The organism is Pseudomonas sp. LBUM920 (genome assembly GCF_003852315.1).
Taxonomy (GTDB): Bacteria; Pseudomonadota; Gammaproteobacteria; order Pseudomonadales; family Pseudomonadaceae; genus Aquipseudomonas.
Genome location: NZ_CP027762.1, coordinates 2,350,380 through 2,366,852, shown reverse-complemented (window position 1 = coordinate 2,366,852; position 16,473 = coordinate 2,350,380). Strand labels below are relative to the sequence as shown.

Genomic DNA, 16,473 nt, shown 5'->3' with positions numbered 1-16,473 from the left:
CCCTGCGAAAGCGCCTACGCGTTTTGCTCCGCATAGGCGCTTCGTGTGGGGGTTATTTGCAGCCGATACGGCCCGGCAACTGGCCTTGCTTCGCCTTCAGCGCAGCCTGCACCGACTGCGGCAAATTGCTCCAGAAGGTCAGCCCTGAACGCTCTTCGATTTGGTTTACGGTCACCTGGTAGTCACAGAAGTTGGCGCCTTTGGGCGTCTCCTGGTTCATCACAAACGATGCGTACACTCCGTTTTCGGGCGAGCTGCCGACAAAGATGATTTTCCAGTAGCCACTGGGAATGGTGTGCACCTTGTTTGTGCCCGGCAGCGTGCCGACAAAATGCTCATACAGCGGCCCGGTGCTGACATACACCTGGTCGACGCCCGCCTGTTTGCTGAGGTTGCGCTCCTGATCTTCAAGATGCGCCCAGGGCCCCTGGTTAAGGTCGGACTTCTGCGGGGTGATGTTGGACAAATAATTGAGCGTCTGCCAGTCAGGCACGCCCGCCATGGAGGCGAGGTTGGCCTGATGGCCACGGTCGACTTTAAGCGCGACGTTCGCGCCGTTGTAATCCACCGGGTCGAGCGTTTCCCCGGCCGGAATGTCCGGATCCGTCTTCCAGTCGCGCGGGCGTCCGCTCGCCGGGGTGTCCTTGGTGATTTTGTACGACACCCAGTTGGCAAACTTGGTCGAGCCGTTGTTGTTGAGCGTGTAGGCCTGACGGTTCAACGTCAGAGGGCTTCCGCCGGCCGGACAGCCCACCGCGCAGTTGTCGAACGGCAATGCCTGCTGTGGTTGCGGCTGGGCAATGGCTGCCGATTCGCGGTTTCTATCCGGTGTGGTACAGGCGGCAACGAGCGGGATCAACAGAAACGCGAGGTGCTTGAACTTCATACTTCCTTGCATGGTGTAGCTCCTTGGGTGAATCAATAACAGAGGTCAATGGAAAGCCGACCATTGCGATTCCATCGCGGGTCGACATAAACATTAAACCACTTTAAACATTTCAATATGAGGAAGGCTTTCAGGTTTCCAGCAAAAACGGATTCGACATTGCGCCGTACCAGGCGTTGACGTCATTCAACGCTGCCAAGCAAAAAAACCAGGTAGTCATCGAGGCAATAGGCTCAGCGGTGAATAGCGCTGCAGGCGGGAACTGTCGGCTCGTCATCACGTTACCGACTGCCGTGGATAGGTTGATGGCGTTCATGGAAACCGACGCTGCAACCGCAGGCCGTTTATTTGCAGGGAGCCCTGCGTGATGGGATGGCAACTCGGTGTTGGCGAGCGGCTTTTTGAGCCGCCGCCGTGCAGCCTCGCGGCCCAAAGCGCTAGCGCCCAAGCCTTTATCGAAGACAAACCCGTGTGAAGAAGCTAGGGCATAAAGCCCTAGCAGGTCTCACTTCTTCTTTTTCGACGACTTCTCTGACTTCTCAGATTTTTCTGACGTCTTCGCCTTTTCTGGCTTGCTGTCCGCTTTTTTTACAGATTTCTTTGGTTCGGCTTTTACAGACTTCTTTGGTTCGGCCTCTTTTTTCTTGTCTTTCTTATCGGAAGACTTTGAAAGAGCCGATGCTGCTGCGGATTTTTTTGCGGGTGAGGACTTTTTGTCTTTCAATTCCTTGCTGGCTTTCGAAGCGTCACCTTTGCTTTTCTTCTCGTCTTTAGCCACGTTGCCCACCTCTCGGAGTATGCCGATATTGGCAAATCGCCTGTGCAATTCGTCACAAGCTAATCGTTAGGTAAGCGTGTTCAGCGACGGTTCAAATTTTTGCTGCGTCGAAATCGACTGACTGATTTTGGTTTCGTCTTTCTCATCCATGTTTTCAGCAGCCTCGTATCGGGACCGCACAGTACAACGGCGAGCAATCCCTGCTGGTTGGCAGCAGGTGTGGTGTGAACACACCCCGCTGTGGACGAAATAATGAACGCGTGGCGGCCTCACGTTTCAGAACGGTATGCGCCAAGATTTGACTGAAGGGAGACAGCCAATGGGCACCGCGTTACACCGGGCCCGGCTGATAATGAAATACCCGTCACGAACATTACAGTTATCAACCTGGAGACTCTCCATGCGACCTCAGACATCATTTATATTCGACCTCGACGGCACGCTCACCGACAGCGTTTACCAAAACGTAGCGGCGTGGAAAGAGGCACTTGATTCCGAGGGCATCCCGCTGGCTATGTGGCGCATTCACCGCAAGATCGGTATGAGCGGAGGGCTGATGTTAAAGACCCTGTCGCGTGAAACCGGTGTAATCATTACTGAAGCGCAAGGCGCGGCATTAAGTAAGAAACATGCTGCTGCGTATGAGGCGCTCAAAGGCCAGATAACGGCCCTTCCAGGGTCAGTCGAGTTATTAAAAACCCTGACTGAAGACAATATAAAGTGGTGTATTGCTACCAGCGGCGGCTTGTCTACTGCCAGGATCAATTTAGAAGCGCTTGGCTTGGATATTAACGCGATCAATATAATCACCCGCGACGATGTTAAATACGGCAAGCCGGATCCAGATCTCTTCCTTGCCGCCGCGCGCAAGCTCGATGTACCGATTGAGGATTGTGTCGTAGTAGGCGATGCCATATGGGACATGCTTGCGGCAAGGCGTTGCAAAGCGACAGGCGTCGGCTTGCTTTCAGGCGGCTACGACATCAGCGAGCTTGAAAGAGCGGGAGCGCTGAGGGTGTACGAGGACCCGCAAGATCTTTTGCAGCATTTAGAGGAAGTCGCATCCAGGCCTTGATTTCCCACATTCCATCCAGGTTTTTAACAGCGGTCTGACGCTCTTTCGCCCTTGAGCGCTCATGCTTCGCTGATGCGCCGTCACCGGCCACCGCCTACGTCGGTATCGGCTGCGCAAATAGAATTTTCGCTGCTCGGTGGATATCCAAATCGCTGTAATCGAATGGTGTGCCGAACAGCTGTTCAAGCCGCACGGCAGGCACTTAATCAAATCGACTGAAGGGACTCTCCAATGAGCGCAATCTGCAAACCCTATAGGATCAACACGCTGTGCGCGGCGGTGTTGGCGCCATTGCTCGCCGCCTGTGCGGGCAATAACTCGCCCTCTAACGTCGTCGCGCCGGGGGATACCCAATCGCCCACTACCCAGTCCCTGGACGCCGGCGCGGCACTGCTTCAATCACGCCCGCCGATAGACGCATTGAACGCGTACCTGGATGGCTTTCATTTTTATAACGGCCACATGAATGCACAGATGGAGGCCCACCATTACTGCGCCATCCTCAATGAGGAAGTCATCCAGTGTGTGATCTACGATGGCAATCGCAAGGACGCCAAGCTCATGGGTGTCGAGTACATCATCAGCGAACACTTATTTGCCGGTCTGCCCAAAGCCGAGCAAGCGCTTTGGCACAGTCATGTTCACGAGGTGAAATCAGGTCAGCTGATAGCGCCCGGGATTCCTGAAGTAGCTGAGCATGCATTGATGGAAAAGCTCGTCCATACCTACGGCAAGACGTGGCATACCTGGCATACCGACCTCAATAAAGACCTGCCTCTGGGCGTGCCTCAGCTCATGATGGGTTTCACCGCAGATGGGCAGGCAGATCCTCAGATGGTTGCAGATCGGGATCGTCGATTCGGCGTCGATAGCGCGCAAAAGCACAAAGCGCGAGCGGACATACCGGCCCCCGCCGTTGCGCCAGGCGCGGATGCGTGGCGTCAGGGCAAGGTGTTCCAGATAGCGGATCCGACAAACACGCCGCATCAGCACTGACGTCATCGCCCATTAAATGCTGATAAGAAAAAGGCGCTCCGAAGAGCGCCTCAAATGGAATTATTGCAGGCTTACTTGACGCTGTTCTGGCTTGCTGGCCGTACCGATCTGGATGCGTTTTGGCTTGGCTTCTTCGGGAATCACTCGAAGCAGCTCGATTGCCAGCAGACCATGGGTGAGCGATGCACCTTGCACTTCGATATGGTCAGCCAGCCGGAAGGACAAGCGGAAGGCCCGTTGCGCGATGCCCTGGTGAAGGTAAGTCACCTTCTCGTCGCTTTCACGTTTTCCACCGGAAACGTTCAGTACGCCGTTTTCAACCTGAATGTCTATGTCCTCCTCAGTAAGACCCGCCACTGCAATCACGATGCGGTATTGATCATCACCGTGTTTCTCGACGTTATGAGGTGGATAGGTATTACCAGCCTCGCTACGCAGCGCCGATTCAAACAGGTCGTTGAAGCGATCAAAACCCACAGACTGACGAAACAGAGGGGCCAAAGAAAGAGTAGTAGCCATAGTAAAATCTCCTGAGTTTTCTCCAAGTGATTTAAGACGCGACCCGTTTGCGGCATCGCGTAACACTGAAAATAGGTACGCCCAAAACATTTTCAAGGGCATCCCGAAAAAAATTTTTCCAACTCAAATTCTCGGGTTAAGCCCTGTGCACACCGCCCCAGGCAGGCGCAGGTCTGAACCGATTTTCTCTCGGCAGAACGCGCCTGCAGCGAGCGAATTCGTCAGCGGCTCAGGGGCAGTAGCTTGCTACTCAGACAGGTCGCGGTGCCGCAAAAGCCAGCAAAGCAGGCCCAGTACCAATGTCGCGAAACCTAGCGCCGCGATGGTCGAAGCCGGAGTGACGGCCGAATCCAGGATGACAAATTTTCGGCTCAGGGCCAGCAATGCAATCATCAGTACCGTTCTCACCTGCACGACGCTGTTTCGCCTGAGGGCGGGCCGTACTATCGAATGCTTGAACTCCAAGGCAATCAGTACCGTGAAAATGGAGCCGAATAGTGCTTGGAATGCGTTGTGATCCAGCGGATCAATGGCTCCCCCTATCAGAAGGGGTACTACATTCCTGCAAAGCTGCAACACGGCGATAACGATCACCAGCGCTATGATCAGGCTCAGCGCCAGCACCACCAGTTGCTCGAAGCGTTCATAGGCGCTCATCAAAGCCCACTGGATTTTAAAGTTTTTGAATGTCGAATTATTCTCACGATTTTCTGGATGAAGCTTAGACACGACCTCTCTCCTCTTGTCTTGGAGGACTTATGCAAGACGCTCGAAGTCAGTTTGTGAAAAGATAGCGATTGCCTTGAGTTTCAAGCCTGTTGATCTGCACTTGATATGCCTCTTGGCGCAATCAGCCGAATCCAATTTACCTGCTGGGTAGACAAACACCGGCGGGTTAAGATGCCCACCGTTGCACGGTTTGACCAAGTAGGGGCATACACACTTAATATCAAGGACGCCTGTTGAAAAAGTCAGAGCTTCCCGTCAAAACCTGCGCTACCTGTGGGCTTCCTTTCACATGGCGAAAGAAATGGGCCCGTTGCTGGGACGAAGTTCGCTATTGCTCGGAGCGCTGCAGACGCAGCAAATCACCCAAGACCTGAATAAAAAAAGGGCTCTTTAAGCCCTTTTTGTGTTCACGCGGGGTTTACTTGGTCAGCCAGGACTCAACTGTGTCAGCGCCGTGCTTGCTCTTCCACTCTTTCAAGCCTTTGTGATTACCACCTTTGGTTTCAATGGTTTCTCCAGTGTTCGGGTTTTTATAAACCTTCACCTGGCGAGCTTTGCGAGTGCCCGTTTTTGGCGCCGGTGCAGTAGCGCGGCCCTTGGATTGTGGATCAAGCAGGTTGATCACGTCTTTGAGGCTATAGCCATACTTTGCGAGCAAATCGCGAAGTTTGGTTTCGAATTCAATTTCTTTCTTGAGGCCGGCGTCGCCTTTCAGCGCTTCGAGCGCCTGGAGTTGCTCAGCAAGGTGTTTTTCGAGTTGACGAAATTCTGCGAGTTTAGACATTGGAAACCTCTTCTAGATGTGTTGTTACGTTACACCAAAAAAGACACCTGCATGAACGGGTAAACCTGTCGACACACGTCCGGGGTCATGAACTCAACCCCATAGAAAGAGTGAGTTCAGTTACTGAGAGAATAGACTCCCGTGCCTAAAGCGTACTTACCGACAGTAAACAGTCCAAAGCTGATCGACACGGGTCGTGAAGCTTTGGCTCATCATCTCCCTTCGCATGCCCCAATCTGGGTCGATAGGCACGCCGGCCAAGCGCAACGTCCCCCTGCCCCACCGGCCGTTGATCGCATCCAGAACGCCCATGACCTTCTGCGTAGCCTCAGGTTGGGAGATGGAAAAAAGATCGTCGGTGTATTCGCCTTTCTGGCAGAGGTTAACCAGAAGCACCTCGGCTTTGCTGTACTTGAAGCCCGGTCTGAACACTTGCTCCACGGCGTCAACTGCAGTCTTGGTCATCAGGCGAACATCGTCGGTCGGGTATGGGAGCTCGACCAGTACCCCGTTGGCATACTTCGCCTCCTCAGGGTTGAACATGCCTGTGCGAATGCTCACTCGAATGCGTTTGCAGAGTGATTTCTGAGCGCGAAGCTTCTCAGTGGCCCTCATCATGTAGGTAGCAATGGCCTCCTTTATCGGCGCGATCTCAGTCAGCCGGTTGCCAAACATTCTTGAGCAACAAATTTCCTGCTTGGGCGGGTCAGGCTCATCAAGCGTCAGGCATGAGGTGCCAGCAAGCTCGCGAGCTGTCTTTTCGACGACGATACTGAACCTCTTACGCAGCGCAGTGGGGTCAGCTCGCGAAAGATCCCACGCCGTATTGATACCCATGGCTTGAAGGTGCGGAGTCATCTTGCGGCCTACCCCCCAAACGTCAGACACGGGGCACTTCTTCAGCACCCATTCACGCTTGGTCTGATCGCGAAGATCGACCACCCCACCACTCTGCGCTTGCCATTTTTTGGCCGCATGATTGGCCAGTTTGCTCAGGGTTTTTGTACCTGCGATACCCACCCCGACCGGAATACCGGTGCTGCGGTAAACCTGGGTGCGTATGCGACGCCCAAGGCCTTCCAGATCACCTTGCACGCCAGTCAGTTCAGCGAAGGCCTCATCGATGCTGTAGACCTCCACCGCCGGTACCAGCGACTCGATGACGGTCATTACGCGCTGGCTCATGTCGCCGTAGAGCGCATAATTCGACGAGAACGCGACGATGCCGTGCTGCTTCAGTTTTTGCTTAATCTGGAAGTACGGCTCACCCATTCTTACGAAGGGTTTGGCACAGGCACTTCTCGCGATTACGCATCCGTCGTTATTGCTAAGCACCACGATAGGCGTATTTCGAAGGTCAGGCCTGAATACACGCTCGCAGCTGGCGTAAAAGGAATTGCAGTCGATCAGGGCAAAGACCGGCTCAGGCTTTTTCATGGCTGCGTACGCTGTACAAGACAACGCCCCACACCAATAGCTCTTCACCTTCCATCATGTACCGCGAAGGGTATTTGGGGTTCTCTGACTTAAGAACGATCTGGCCACTCTCCTTGATGAGGCGCTTGCACACGGGCTCGCAATCGACCGCTGCAATCACGATGTGGCCCGACTCAACCTCCAGAGACCTGTCGACGATTGCCAGGTCCCCGGGGAAAATACCGGCGCCAACCATGCTGTCCCCTTCGATCCGTACCAGGTACATGTGCGGCGCACGCAGGTCCAGAAGCTCATCGAGCGAGACGTTTTGTTCAAGATGATCTGCGGCCGGCGAAGGAAAACCTGCCGGCACCCGGTACGAGTAGAAAGGAAGCTGAACGCCGTTACTGGAAAGTGGCCCAAGAAGGGTGACCATGATGCAAACGCCAAATACTGTATGTGCGTACAGTTAACCGTTGAGTCGGGTTGCCGGTCAAATAGTGCGTGGCCCCAGCCGACAGGAGGTCTTTAATCGACCGGGATTTAGCTGTGCACCAGGCTCATTCCACGTAACGCAACCAAAGATGCGTCCGACCGCAAACCGCCTGTGCGACTGCGCTTATGCGTGCAGGCAGGTCTTCAATGCCCGTGTTGTAGAGCGCACAGAAGTCTTTGGCAACGGCGTCAGCGCGCGACATATCAAGCGGCGCCGCACAAATGAAGCCCAGATAGGAGGCCCCCACGCCCATCAACTCATAGCCATGCGCTTCAGAGAAATGGCGCGCAACTGCACAGTTTTTCGCAGGGTCCAGATCGCAAGTGAAATAGCCATTCGGAAAAGCCGCGAGTGCCTGGCAAGACTGCTCAACGGGCACCAGCAGCGCTGATAGGGGTTGCTCTAGAAGAGCAACCGGGTTGTTCTGGTAACCGATCCACGCCTGCAGGGCCTGCTCATCCAGCGTCAAACCATGAGCGCACGCATCTTCGAAAGACGTGCCCGCAACCAGGCGTGTGAAATTGCGCAGGCAGATTGCGAACTCCGCTTTCGTCGTCGGATAGCCTATGTATAGACCCTGCTCGAAGCACTCAGGAGGCAGGCCAGCGATGTCATGCTCCGTTGCATCATCCATCCCCAGGTTATTGCGCACATGGCCCGAGGTGTAGCGGGCTTGGTGCAGATCATCGAGCGAGAACAGAGGTTTAAAGCCTGGGTGTAGCTCAGCAATCCTGCGACGCGCTTCGGTCAGGTCCTCAACGCTGGTCAGCCCACTCACACCGTACTCATCGCACGTACCTACAGACGGGTTCTCACGCATGCCATTACCGCGAAATTCGATATCCATAGTCCTTGGCCTGCTCCAGGGTGTTACTCGATTGAGTGAGCAACCCTAAACTTTTCAGGATTGTCAGAGGAAGATCCATTTCCACGCCACGACAGGATCTGGTTTGACTCACGATTAATCGTTATCGATGCGAAGTTAGCGTTCGCAGATGCATGATTTCGGCGTAAGGGTTAATTACCCTAATACTGCGCCGTGGCGCTCGTGTACTGCTCGTGCCACCGGATGACAAGTTCAGCATGTTGCTCATGGGTAAGTGACTGCTTTCGCAATGTTCGCAGCCGTCAGCGGCCAATTAACGGACATCGCCAAGCCTATCCAGCCATGGGTCCTCATCTAAGGTACTGAGGCCCATCATGACGGGCCGACACTTCTGGGCTTCAAACTGACTACTGGTGAGTGTCCGCCTCTTCAGCCGGATAAAACTCGCCCTCCTTCCCCATCTTTTTCAACCGTTCGCGCACAATTGCCTCAACGCTGGCCACTGCTGCCTGATCGTGAGGATTGACCAACTGCACGCACAGGCGTCGGACATTCTGGTCGTGCGTGCCCTCGCTCATCATTTCGTGAGAGAAGACTTGTTCGCCGCGCCATAGGCACAGCTGGGTATGCGTCTCGCCCAGCCATATCTCGTTGATTGATCCAAGATCGGCGGTCGCCAGTTGATCCACGGTGATTGTGTTGTCCATTGCGCTGTACCTTACCGATGAGTAGATACAGATAGACTTGCAGGCGCAGTGGGTCGTTCCCGGCGTCAGCAGTTCAACCGCACCCAGGGTGGCAGACCACGCGCCAAACGAAAAAAGACGCCGAAGCGTCTATTGCGTAAATCCCAGGCAAAAAAAAGCCACTCTATTGAGTGGCTTTTTCTTTGTGTTTGGAGCGGGAAACGAGACTCGAACTCGCGACCCCGACCTTGGCAAGGTCGTGCTCTACCAACTGAGCTATTCCCGCGTCTTGGTGGTGTGCATTCTATAGAATCCAGAACCCCCGTCAACCCCTTGATTCAAAAAAGTTTTATTTCTTTTCAACGGTGGTGCGCAGATGTGGCCAGGCGGCACGCAAATACTGAAGCATGGACCACAACGTCAGGCCCGCGGCGATCAGCAGCAAGGCGTAGCCCGTGAGCACCCAGAAGGAGAAGTCCGATGGATTGGCCAGCAGGATCACCAATGCGAGCATTTGCGCAGCGGTTTTCCATTTGCCCATGTTGGAGACCGCCACGTGGGCGCGCGCGCCGATTTCGGCCATCCATTCGCGCAGGGCCGAGACGACGATCTCGCGGCCGATGATCACCGCGGCCGGCAGCGTCAGCCACAGGTTGCCGTGCTCCTGCACCAACAGGACCAGGGCGACAGCCACCATAAGCTTGTCGGCCACCGGATCAAGGAACGCGCCAAAGGGCGTGCTCTGTTCCAGGCGACGTGCCAGGTAGCCGTCAAGCCAGTCGGTTGCGGCTGCAAAGGCAAACACTGAACTGGAGGCGGCATAGCTCCATTCGTACGGCAAATAGAACAACAAAATGAAAATCGGAATGAGCAGGACGCGTAGAACGGTAATCAGATTAGGGATATTCATCGGCACAACTGGCTACGAGGTGAGAAGGCATTCTATTCGCTGTGCAGGTTTGCATAAATCAACTCAGCGAGCTTTTTACTGATACCGGGTGCTTTGGCTATTTCGTCAATGCTGGCACGGGACAGCTCCTGCAAGCCACCAAAATGTTTTAGCAGGTCGCGCCGGCGTGTCGGGCCAACGCCCGCTACCCCTTCCAGAGTTGAGGTTCGACGGGTTTTGCCGCGACGGGCACGGTGGCCAGTAATGGCAAAACGGTGGGCCTCGTCACGGATCTGTTGAATCAGGTGCAGCGCGGGTGAGTCGCCCTTCAAGGTGAACTCATGGGCGGCATCATTCAAGTACAACGTCTCGAAACCGGCCTTGCGCGTGGCGCCCTTGGCCACGCCGAGCAGGATCAGGTCGGGCACGGCGAGTTCGTTGAGCACGTCACGGGCCATGGACAGCTGGCCCTTGCCGCCGTCCACCAGGAGGATATCCGGCAGTTTGCCCTCTCCGTCCTTCAACTTGCTGAAGCGTCGCGTCAGGGCCTGGTGCATCGCGGCGTAGTCATCGCCGGCGGTAACGCCTTCGATGTTGTAGCGCCGGTAATCGGATTTGATCGGCCCTTCCGGCCCGAACACCACACAGGACGCCACAGTGGCTTCGCCGCTGGAGTGGCTGATGTCGTAACACTCCAGCCGTTGCGGCGGCTCGTCCAGGTTAAGGACTTCAGCCAAGGCGTCAAAGCGTGCGGCCACATGCTGCCGATTGGCCAGACGCGCACTCAGGGCCTGCTCGGCGTTTGTGACCGCCAGTTGCTGCCAACGGGCACGGGTACCGCGCACGCGGTGGCTGATGTCCAGCTCACGGCCGCGCAGCTCGTGGATGGCCTCGATCAGCGTGGGGAAGTCTTCATGCACCACGTTGACGATCAACTCCGAGGGCAGATCGCGCTCGGGGCTGCTGACGTAGTACTGACCGAGGAAGGCGGCCATGACTTCAGCCACTTCCTCGTCGATCCCGGTTTGCGGGAAGAAGTTCTTGCTGCCCAGCACTCGCCCGCCACGCACGCTGATCAAATGCACACAGGCGCCGCCCGGGTTGACGAAGGCGGCGATGACATCGACGTCGCCGTTGCCGCCCTCCATGCTTTGCTGGTCCTGGACACGGCGCAATAGAGAGATCTGGTCGCGCAACTCGGCGGCCCGCTCGAAATCCAGCGTGCTGGCAGCTTGTTCCATGGCGCCGGAGAGCTCATCGGTGAGCGCATTGCTGCGCCCTTCAAGGAACATCACCGAATGGCGCACATCCTCGGCGTACTCCGCCGGATCAACCAGGCCGACACAAGGCGCCTTGCAGCGCTTGATCTGGTACTGCAGGCAAGGCCGCGTGCGGTTCTTGTAGAAACTGTCTTCGCACTGGCGCACAAAAAAGGTCTTTTGCAGCAGGCTCAGGCTTTCGCGGATTGCACCCGCGCTGGGGTACGGCCCGAAATACTTGCCCTTCTGCTTCTTCGCGCCGCGGTGAATGCTCAGTCGCGGGAAATTGCCGTCGGATAAAAACACATAGGGGTAGGATTTATCGTCACGCAGCAGAATGTTGTAGGGCGGCCGCCATTCCTTGATCAGCGTCTGCTCAAGCAACAGCGCTTCGGTTTCATTGGCGGTGATGGTGGTTTCAACCTGGGCGATACGCGCCACCAAGGCAGCGGTTTTCGTCGCCAAGCCGGTCTTGCGAAAGTAGCTCGCCAGACGGTTTTTCAGGTTCTTGGCTTTGCCCACGTAAAGCAGGCGTGCCTCGCTGTCGAACATGCGGTACACGCCGGGACGGCCACTGCAGGTTGAGAGAAAGGCACTTGGATCAAACGGTGTGGTCATGTCAGGCGCTGGCGTCCACCATGCCGTGGCGCACCGCGAGCAGGGTCAATTCAACATCACTGCTGATGGCGAGCTTCTCGAAAATGCGATAGCGGTAGGTGTTAACGGTTTTGGGCGACAGGCAAAGCTTGTCGGAAATCGTCTGCACTTTCTGGCAGCCGACGATCATCAAGGCAATCTGGATTTCCCGCTCCGACAGCGCATCAAACGGCGAGTCGCTGGTGGGCTGGAAAGATTTGATAGCCAACTGTTGGGCAATCTGCGGGCTGATATAACGCTGGCCGGCAAATACCAGGCGAATGGCTTGCACCATCTCCGCCAGGCCCGCACCTTTGGTCAGGTAACCGGCCGCGCCTGCCTGCAGCAGACGTGTAGGAAAAGGGTCTTCCTCACACACGGTCACCACCACGACTTTAATGTCCGGATGGCTGCGCAACAATTTGGTAGTGGCACCAAGACCGCCGATCCCAGGCATCTTGACGTCCATCAAAACCACATCGGGTTTCAACTCCCGGGCCTTGATCAGGGACTCCTCCCCTGACTCGGCCTGACCGACTACTTGCAGGCCATCGATGTCAGCCAGCATTCGTGTAATGCCTGTACGAACGAGATCATGGTCATCGACTACTAGCACCCTAATCAAGCAGACACCTCGCGATATGGTCTTATAGGTTGCTGAACACCTTAGCAAAAAACCAGGGCGCAGACCTAGCTGCAAGCGTCATATATATAGAGTTTACGCACGCCATCGGTGCCCGACTTGCGCCAGACAGCCGATTTTACTGAGCAAAAGGTCAGCTTTGCGTGAGAGCCGACTTGTGTTTTCCGTTCTGCGACACGGAGTGTTCCGCCAGTGTGGAGGTCAGTCGGCGGATAGCGTCCTGATCTTCCTTGAGCATCACCCGGTAGTTTTCCAGGATTTTTTCTTCCAGCTGACTGAGGTTTTCCAGCTGGATAGGCGTCGGACTTCCCGTCAGCACATATAAAACATCTACACCACGCTGCGCCACGCGTGACAGGTAGTCCGCCTTGGGTGCGCGGCCACCGCTTTCGTATTTGCCCTGGGCATTTGCTTCAACGCCGCCGATTTCACCAAAAACTTTCTGTGACAGGCCAAGACGTTCTCTTTCCTGCCTTAAACGCGAACCGATTCCACTCATTTGGATGTATGATCCTGTCTGGCACACCCCAAGAGGTGACACACTCATCTCGTTTTAAACAAACTTGAACGGTTTTGAACTATGCCCGGTATTCGCACTGCTGCACAAGCCAAGGCCTGGCTGGAACATCAAGGAAAGTCAGTTCAAGCGTTTGCCCGTGAGCACGGCGTTGATCCGGCCACGACCTATCAAGTGCTCGCCGGGCGTAAAAAAGGACGGCGTGGGGAAGCCCACAAGGTGGCGGTCCTGTTGGGCATGAAAGAAGGGATTATCGTGGATGAGCCCGTGGCCCTGAACCGCGACCCGGAAATCGTTTCCTGACCGTAGTATGCGCCTATTGGCAAGACGTGCCTGTTTAGTCCGATGGACCTGCCTGACACTCGCGCTCCATGCGCCAGAAGCAACCCTCTTCCCCTACGATGCTCAACCCCAGGCGCTGATACAACCTGCGCGCCGGATTGGTTTTGAACACCGTCAAGCGTAAAAGACCCAGCCCCTGTTCACGCGCCTTGAGCGCCATCTGCTCGAGTACCCAGCTGCCTGCGCCCTGCTTGCGGTAGTTTTCGGACAAGTGCAATTCGCGAATGTACAGAGCATTGTTGTCACGGCTCAGGCTGATAAACCCCAGCACTGCGTCGTCCTTGCAGATCATCCAGTTCTCGCGGCTTCCCCAGCCCACATCAAAGCCATAGTCAGACCACACAAGACCGTATTGCAGGTAGTAGCCGCCCATGGCTTGGTAGGTCAGCCTCCGTGCGAATGGCAAGTCATCGCCAGTCGCGGCGCGCAGGTGAAACGTCATTTACAGTGCAACCACGTGGCCAGACCAGTGGCCGCCATCGCGGCGGGCAAGCACCAACGCGTCGCCAGTGCCCGGTGCGGCGGCCAGCACGCTGCCGTCCGCGGCCCAGATGGCGCTGCGCCCTGCGCAGGCCCAGCCGCCTGAAGGCCCGCCATGGTTGGCCATCAACACCAGCATGCGATGCTCGGCGGCATACCCCTGGAGCAGCGCACTGTCTGCGGCGTAGCCACCCTCGCTGATCAACACGCCGGCGGCGTACACATTGGCGCCGGCGTGCGCGGCCTCACGTGGATGGCTGGCGTGGGAAAAGTCTGCGCAAACCGCCAGCGCAATACGATCATCCGCCCATTCGAGGGCGGCACCGCCCTGCCCTGCGACGAACGCCACGTCTTCACCCGCATGCAAATGCTGCTTGGTGTAGACCGCCAGCGACCCGTCCGCCGCCAACACCAGCGCGCCGATCAACACGCCCGCCCCGGGCGCCAAACGGATCGGCATCCCCACCACCGCCGTCAATTGCAGCGCCTGCGCCTTCTCACGCAATGGCGCAAGCCGTGCATCCTCTGGCGCCATCGCCAGTTCAGCGGCCAGCGCCGGCTCGTAGCCGGTCAACGACAGCTCTGGAAACACCAGTAACTGCACACCGTGCTCCGCCGCCACCTGCATAAACGCCAAGTGCCGCTGGATATTGGCCGGCACATCGCCTGCGATTGAAGTGGTCTGAGCAGCAGCAAGGGTCAAGGCAGTCATGGTCGCGTCCAAGCCATCAATATCTAAGTGTCAGCAGCATATCGACACTCACCCCATAGCCGTAAGTACCTCAGGCGATAGAAATTACTGATTGAATCCACCCGCGTGCCTCTAGTAAGCTCCCCCCATCATTTGGAGACACACCATGTTGCAACTCACCCACACTCAGGTTTGCCCTGCTGCCAGCGCCCCGCGCTCGGTATCGGCTACCCGCGTGAACGGTTCGAGCGCACTGGTCAGCTTTTATTTTGGGTATTGGTTTAGCCACTGGCGCGCCTGATACCTGAAATCGGCGCCCATTACTCAAGGGGTCGCCTACCAGAGAAATCTAACCCCCGGTCGGCTCCCCGACCGGGGGTTTTGTTTTTTCAGCCCCTACTTATTTTGCTTCACACCGAACACTAAAAGGACTCACGACATGAACTACGCCACCTATTACCGCTACGACACCTGCACTGCATGGCGATTTAGCAAGCTCCGTTCGGGACAGCCTGCCGCCTCCGATCGGTCACCTATTGGTGGCAAGCCAACACACGTAGCCAATACGGCCAATTGTCGAACACCCCAGTAGGGCAGAGCGCGCGGGAATCGCCCGCCGCTTGCCCAGGAAGCCTTGAATATGAACTCTGCCACCGCCGCCTTGCCTGTTGCCAACCTGTCCAGCGCCAATGAAGCCCTGACCCAGCGCCTGCCCAGCTCGCTTGAACTCAAGCACCAGCTGCCACTGAGCCCCTTCCTCAACGAACAGATCAACGCCCATCGCCAAGCCGTGCGCGCCATCCTCAACGGTGAAGACGCCCGTTTGCTGGTGATTGTCGGCCCGTGCTCGATCCACGACCCCGAATCGGCCATGGAATACGCGCGCAATCTGAAGAAACTGGCGCTTGAAGTCAGCGACCAGATGCTGCTGGTGATCCGCGCCTACGTGGAAAAACCGCGCACCACCATCGGCTGGAAAGGCCTGGCCTACGACCCGCACCTGGACGGCAGCGATGACATGGCCGCAGGCCTGACCCTGTCGCGCCAACTGATGCGTGAAATGCTGCGCCTGGGCCTGCCGGTCGCCACCGAGCTGCTGCAACCCATGGCCGCCGGCTACTTCGATGACCTGCTCAGTTGGGTCGCCATTGGCGCACGCACCACCGAGTCGCAGATCCACCGCGAAATGGCCAGCGGCCTGGGCATGCCGGTCGGCTTCAAGAACGGCACCGACGGCGGCGTCGCGATTGCCTGTGACGCGATGCGCTCGGCGTCACACCCGCACCGCCACTTCGGCGTCGACAGCCAGGGCCATCCGGCGATCATCCAGACCCCGGGCAACCCCGACACGCACCTGGTGCTGCGCGGCGGTCACCGTGGGCCAAACTACGATGCGCAAAGTGTGGCGCAGGTAAAACACGATTTGGCCAAGTCCAAGGTCGCGGCGCGGATCATGGTCGATTGCAGCCACGCCAACAGCGGCAAAGACCCGCTGCGTCAGCCGGCCGTGTTCAACGACGTGCTGGAACAACGCCTGCAAGGCGACACCTCGCTGATCGGCATGATGCTCGAAAGCCATCTGTTCGAAGGTTGCCAGCCGTTGAGCGCATCGATGAAATACGGCGTGTCGGTGACTGATGGTTGCCTGGGCTGGGACGGCACCGAACAGTTGTTGCGCAGTGCGGCAGACCGGTTGCGGGAACAGCACAAAGCCAACTGACAGAAGCGGATCATAAATGTGGGAGCTGGCTTGCCTGCGATAGCGGTGTATCAGGCTACAGACCTTTAGCTGATGTGCCGTAATCGCAGGCAAGCCAGCTCCCAC

At 56.7% G+C, this 16,473-nt stretch carries 21 protein-coding genes and 1 tRNA gene; 5 read left to right on the top strand and 17 right to left on the bottom strand.

From position 1 onward, the window contains the following. Window positions 1-52: 52 nt before the first annotated feature. From C4J83_RS11055 to C4J83_RS11045, 3 genes are all read right to left on the bottom strand, one after another. Complete coding sequence (locus tag C4J83_RS11055; RefSeq protein ID WP_124417022.1) at window positions 53-898, bottom strand: DNA/RNA non-specific endonuclease; 846 nt, start codon at window positions 896-898, stop codon at window positions 53-55. A 118-nt stretch (window positions 899-1,016) separates the two neighbouring features. Beyond that, on the bottom strand, window positions 1,017-1,202 hold the full coding sequence (locus C4J83_RS11050; RefSeq protein WP_124417021.1) for a hypothetical protein: 186 nt from the start codon (window positions 1,200-1,202) through the stop codon (window positions 1,017-1,019). 189 nt (window positions 1,203-1,391) lie between these two features. After that, window positions 1,392-1,673, bottom strand: a complete 282-nt coding sequence (locus C4J83_RS11045; protein WP_164487977.1) for a hypothetical protein — start codon at window positions 1,671-1,673, stop codon at window positions 1,392-1,394. Between the two features lie 391 nt (window positions 1,674-2,064). Here C4J83_RS11045 and C4J83_RS11040 point away from each other — a divergent pair, with 391 nt between their 5' ends. Beyond that, a complete protein-coding gene (locus C4J83_RS11040) occupies window positions 2,065-2,739 on the top strand; it encodes an HAD family hydrolase (RefSeq protein WP_124417020.1) in 675 nt (224 codons plus the stop codon). 231 nt (window positions 2,740-2,970) lie between these two features. After that, the gene (locus C4J83_RS11035) at window positions 2,971-3,735 is read left to right on the top strand and encodes an OBAP family protein (protein WP_124417019.1); all 765 of its coding nucleotides are present in this window, start codon (window positions 2,971-2,973) and stop codon (window positions 3,733-3,735) included. 60 nt (window positions 3,736-3,795) lie between these two features. Here C4J83_RS11035 and C4J83_RS11030 read toward each other — a convergent pair whose 3' ends face one another. Then, window positions 3,796-4,254 (bottom strand): Hsp20 family protein, encoded by a 459-nt coding sequence (locus C4J83_RS11030; protein ID WP_106579994.1) that lies wholly within the window; start codon window positions 4,252-4,254, stop codon window positions 3,796-3,798. A 246-nt stretch (window positions 4,255-4,500) separates the two neighbouring features. Then, window positions 4,501-4,911, bottom strand: coding sequence for a phosphate-starvation-inducible PsiE family protein (locus C4J83_RS11025; RefSeq protein ID WP_106580017.1), 411 nt, complete (start codon window positions 4,909-4,911; stop codon window positions 4,501-4,503). Between the two features lie 305 nt (window positions 4,912-5,216). On the opposite strand from C4J83_RS11025, the gene C4J83_RS11020 reads away from it, so the two are divergent. Next, window positions 5,217-5,357 (top strand): DUF2256 domain-containing protein, encoded by a 141-nt coding sequence (locus C4J83_RS11020; RefSeq protein WP_124417018.1) that lies wholly within the window; start codon window positions 5,217-5,219, stop codon window positions 5,355-5,357. A 44-nt stretch (window positions 5,358-5,401) separates the two neighbouring features. Here the strand turns inward: C4J83_RS11020 and C4J83_RS11015 are convergent, their stop codons facing one another. The 10 genes from C4J83_RS11015 to C4J83_RS10970 form a co-directional block, all read right to left on the bottom strand. After that, the gene (locus tag C4J83_RS11015; protein WP_124417017.1) at window positions 5,402-5,767 is read right to left on the bottom strand and encodes a histone-like nucleoid-structuring protein, MvaT/MvaU family; all 366 of its coding nucleotides are present in this window, start codon (window positions 5,765-5,767) and stop codon (window positions 5,402-5,404) included. Window positions 5,768-5,923: 156 nt separating this feature from the next. After that, a complete protein-coding gene (umuC, locus tag C4J83_RS11010; protein WP_124417016.1) occupies window positions 5,924-7,204 on the bottom strand; it encodes a translesion error-prone DNA polymerase V subunit UmuC in 1,281 nt (426 codons plus the stop codon). After that, window positions 7,191-7,619, bottom strand: a complete 429-nt coding sequence (locus C4J83_RS11005) for a LexA family protein (RefSeq protein WP_124417015.1) — start codon at window positions 7,617-7,619, stop codon at window positions 7,191-7,193. Before C4J83_RS11005 ends, umuC begins: the two co-directional genes overlap by 14 nt. Window positions 7,620-7,743: 124 nt before the next feature. Next, entirely contained in the window at window positions 7,744-8,526 is a 783-nt protein-coding gene (locus C4J83_RS11000) for a DUF4253 domain-containing protein (protein WP_256660658.1), read from the bottom strand. Between the two features lie 386 nt (window positions 8,527-8,912). Continuing rightward, window positions 8,913-9,212, bottom strand: coding sequence for a hypothetical protein (locus C4J83_RS10995; RefSeq protein ID WP_124417014.1), 300 nt, complete (start codon window positions 9,210-9,212; stop codon window positions 8,913-8,915). 189 nt (window positions 9,213-9,401) lie between these two features. Further along, window positions 9,402-9,477, bottom strand: a tRNA-Gly gene (locus C4J83_RS10990). Between the two features lie 63 nt (window positions 9,478-9,540). Then, window positions 9,541-10,101: a CDP-diacylglycerol--glycerol-3-phosphate 3-phosphatidyltransferase gene (gene pgsA / locus C4J83_RS10985; RefSeq protein WP_003232771.1), complete on the bottom strand. Its 561-nt coding sequence runs from the start codon at window positions 10,099-10,101 to the stop codon at window positions 9,541-9,543. A gap of 32 nt (window positions 10,102-10,133) precedes the next feature. After that, window positions 10,134-11,957: an excinuclease ABC subunit UvrC gene (gene uvrC / locus C4J83_RS10980; protein WP_119735477.1), complete on the bottom strand. Its 1,824-nt coding sequence runs from the start codon at window positions 11,955-11,957 to the stop codon at window positions 10,134-10,136. Between the two features lies 1 nt (window position 11,958). Beyond that, window positions 11,959-12,600: a response regulator transcription factor GacA gene (gene gacA, locus C4J83_RS10975; protein ID WP_003190387.1), complete on the bottom strand. Its 642-nt coding sequence runs from the start codon at window positions 12,598-12,600 to the stop codon at window positions 11,959-11,961. A gap of 151 nt (window positions 12,601-12,751) precedes the next feature. Continuing rightward, entirely contained in the window at window positions 12,752-13,117 is a 366-nt protein-coding gene (locus tag C4J83_RS10970; protein WP_106579987.1) for a helix-turn-helix domain-containing protein, read from the bottom strand. Window positions 13,118-13,198: 81 nt separating this feature from the next. On the opposite strand from C4J83_RS10970, the gene C4J83_RS10965 reads away from it, so the two are divergent. Continuing rightward, window positions 13,199-13,438: a DNA-binding protein gene (locus tag C4J83_RS10965; protein ID WP_106579986.1), complete on the top strand. Its 240-nt coding sequence runs from the start codon at window positions 13,199-13,201 to the stop codon at window positions 13,436-13,438. Between the two features lie 34 nt (window positions 13,439-13,472). Here C4J83_RS10965 and C4J83_RS10960 read toward each other — a convergent pair whose 3' ends face one another. Together C4J83_RS10960 and C4J83_RS10955 are read right to left on the bottom strand one after the other, a co-directional pair. Further along, window positions 13,473-13,919, bottom strand: a complete 447-nt coding sequence (locus tag C4J83_RS10960) for a GNAT family N-acetyltransferase (RefSeq protein WP_124417013.1) — start codon at window positions 13,917-13,919, stop codon at window positions 13,473-13,475. After that, entirely contained in the window at window positions 13,920-14,669 is a 750-nt protein-coding gene (locus C4J83_RS10955) for a carbon-nitrogen hydrolase family protein (RefSeq protein WP_124417012.1), read from the bottom strand. Window positions 14,670-15,288: 619 nt separating this feature from the next. Here C4J83_RS10955 and C4J83_RS10950 point away from each other — a divergent pair. Further along, the gene (locus C4J83_RS10950) at window positions 15,289-16,368 is read left to right on the top strand and encodes a 3-deoxy-7-phosphoheptulonate synthase (RefSeq protein WP_124417011.1); all 1,080 of its coding nucleotides are present in this window, start codon (window positions 15,289-15,291) and stop codon (window positions 16,366-16,368) included. The last annotated feature ends 105 nt before the right edge of the window (window positions 16,369-16,473 follow it).

Coding starts and splice junctions, on each gene's coding strand:
- C4J83_RS10995 (WP_124417014.1), bottom strand. CDS start 9,212: ATGGACAACACAATCACCGTGGATCAACTGGCGACCGCCGATCTTGGA.
- C4J83_RS11035 (WP_124417019.1), top strand. CDS start 2,971: ATGAGCGCAATCTGCAAACCCTATAGGATCAACACGCTGTGCGCGGCG.
- uvrC (WP_119735477.1), bottom strand. CDS start 11,957: ATGACCACACCGTTTGATCCAAGTGCCTTTCTCTCAACCTGCAGTGGC.
- C4J83_RS11050 (WP_124417021.1), bottom strand. CDS start 1,202: ATGAACGCCATCAACCTATCCACGGCAGTCGGTAACGTGATGACGAGC.
- C4J83_RS10950 (WP_124417011.1), top strand. CDS start 15,289: ATGAACTCTGCCACCGCCGCCTTGCCTGTTGCCAACCTGTCCAGCGCC.
- C4J83_RS10955 (WP_124417012.1), bottom strand. CDS start 14,669: ATGACTGCCTTGACCCTTGCTGCTGCTCAGACCACTTCAATCGCAGGC.
- C4J83_RS10965 (WP_106579986.1), top strand. CDS start 13,199: ATGCCCGGTATTCGCACTGCTGCACAAGCCAAGGCCTGGCTGGAACAT.
- C4J83_RS10970 (WP_106579987.1), bottom strand. CDS start 13,117: ATGAGTGGAATCGGTTCGCGTTTAAGGCAGGAAAGAGAACGTCTTGGC.
- C4J83_RS11005 (WP_124417015.1), bottom strand. CDS start 7,619: ATGGTCACCCTTCTTGGGCCACTTTCCAGTAACGGCGTTCAGCTTCCT.
- C4J83_RS11055 (WP_124417022.1), bottom strand. CDS start 898: ATGCAAGGAAGTATGAAGTTCAAGCACCTCGCGTTTCTGTTGATCCCG.
- pgsA (WP_003232771.1), bottom strand. CDS start 10,101: ATGAATATCCCTAATCTGATTACCGTTCTACGCGTCCTGCTCATTCCG.
- C4J83_RS11000 (WP_256660658.1), bottom strand. CDS start 8,526: ATGGATATCGAATTTCGCGGTAATGGCATGCGTGAGAACCCGTCTGTA.
- C4J83_RS11015 (WP_124417017.1), bottom strand. CDS start 5,767: ATGTCTAAACTCGCAGAATTTCGTCAACTCGAAAAACACCTTGCTGAG.
- C4J83_RS10960 (WP_124417013.1), bottom strand. CDS start 13,919: ATGACGTTTCACCTGCGCGCCGCGACTGGCGATGACTTGCCATTCGCA.
- C4J83_RS11040 (WP_124417020.1), top strand. CDS start 2,065: ATGCGACCTCAGACATCATTTATATTCGACCTCGACGGCACGCTCACC.
- C4J83_RS11025 (WP_106580017.1), bottom strand. CDS start 4,911: ATGAGCGCCTATGAACGCTTCGAGCAACTGGTGGTGCTGGCGCTGAGC.
- C4J83_RS11030 (WP_106579994.1), bottom strand. CDS start 4,254: ATGGCTACTACTCTTTCTTTGGCCCCTCTGTTTCGTCAGTCTGTGGGT.
- umuC (WP_124417016.1), bottom strand. CDS start 7,204: ATGAAAAAGCCTGAGCCGGTCTTTGCCCTGATCGACTGCAATTCCTTT.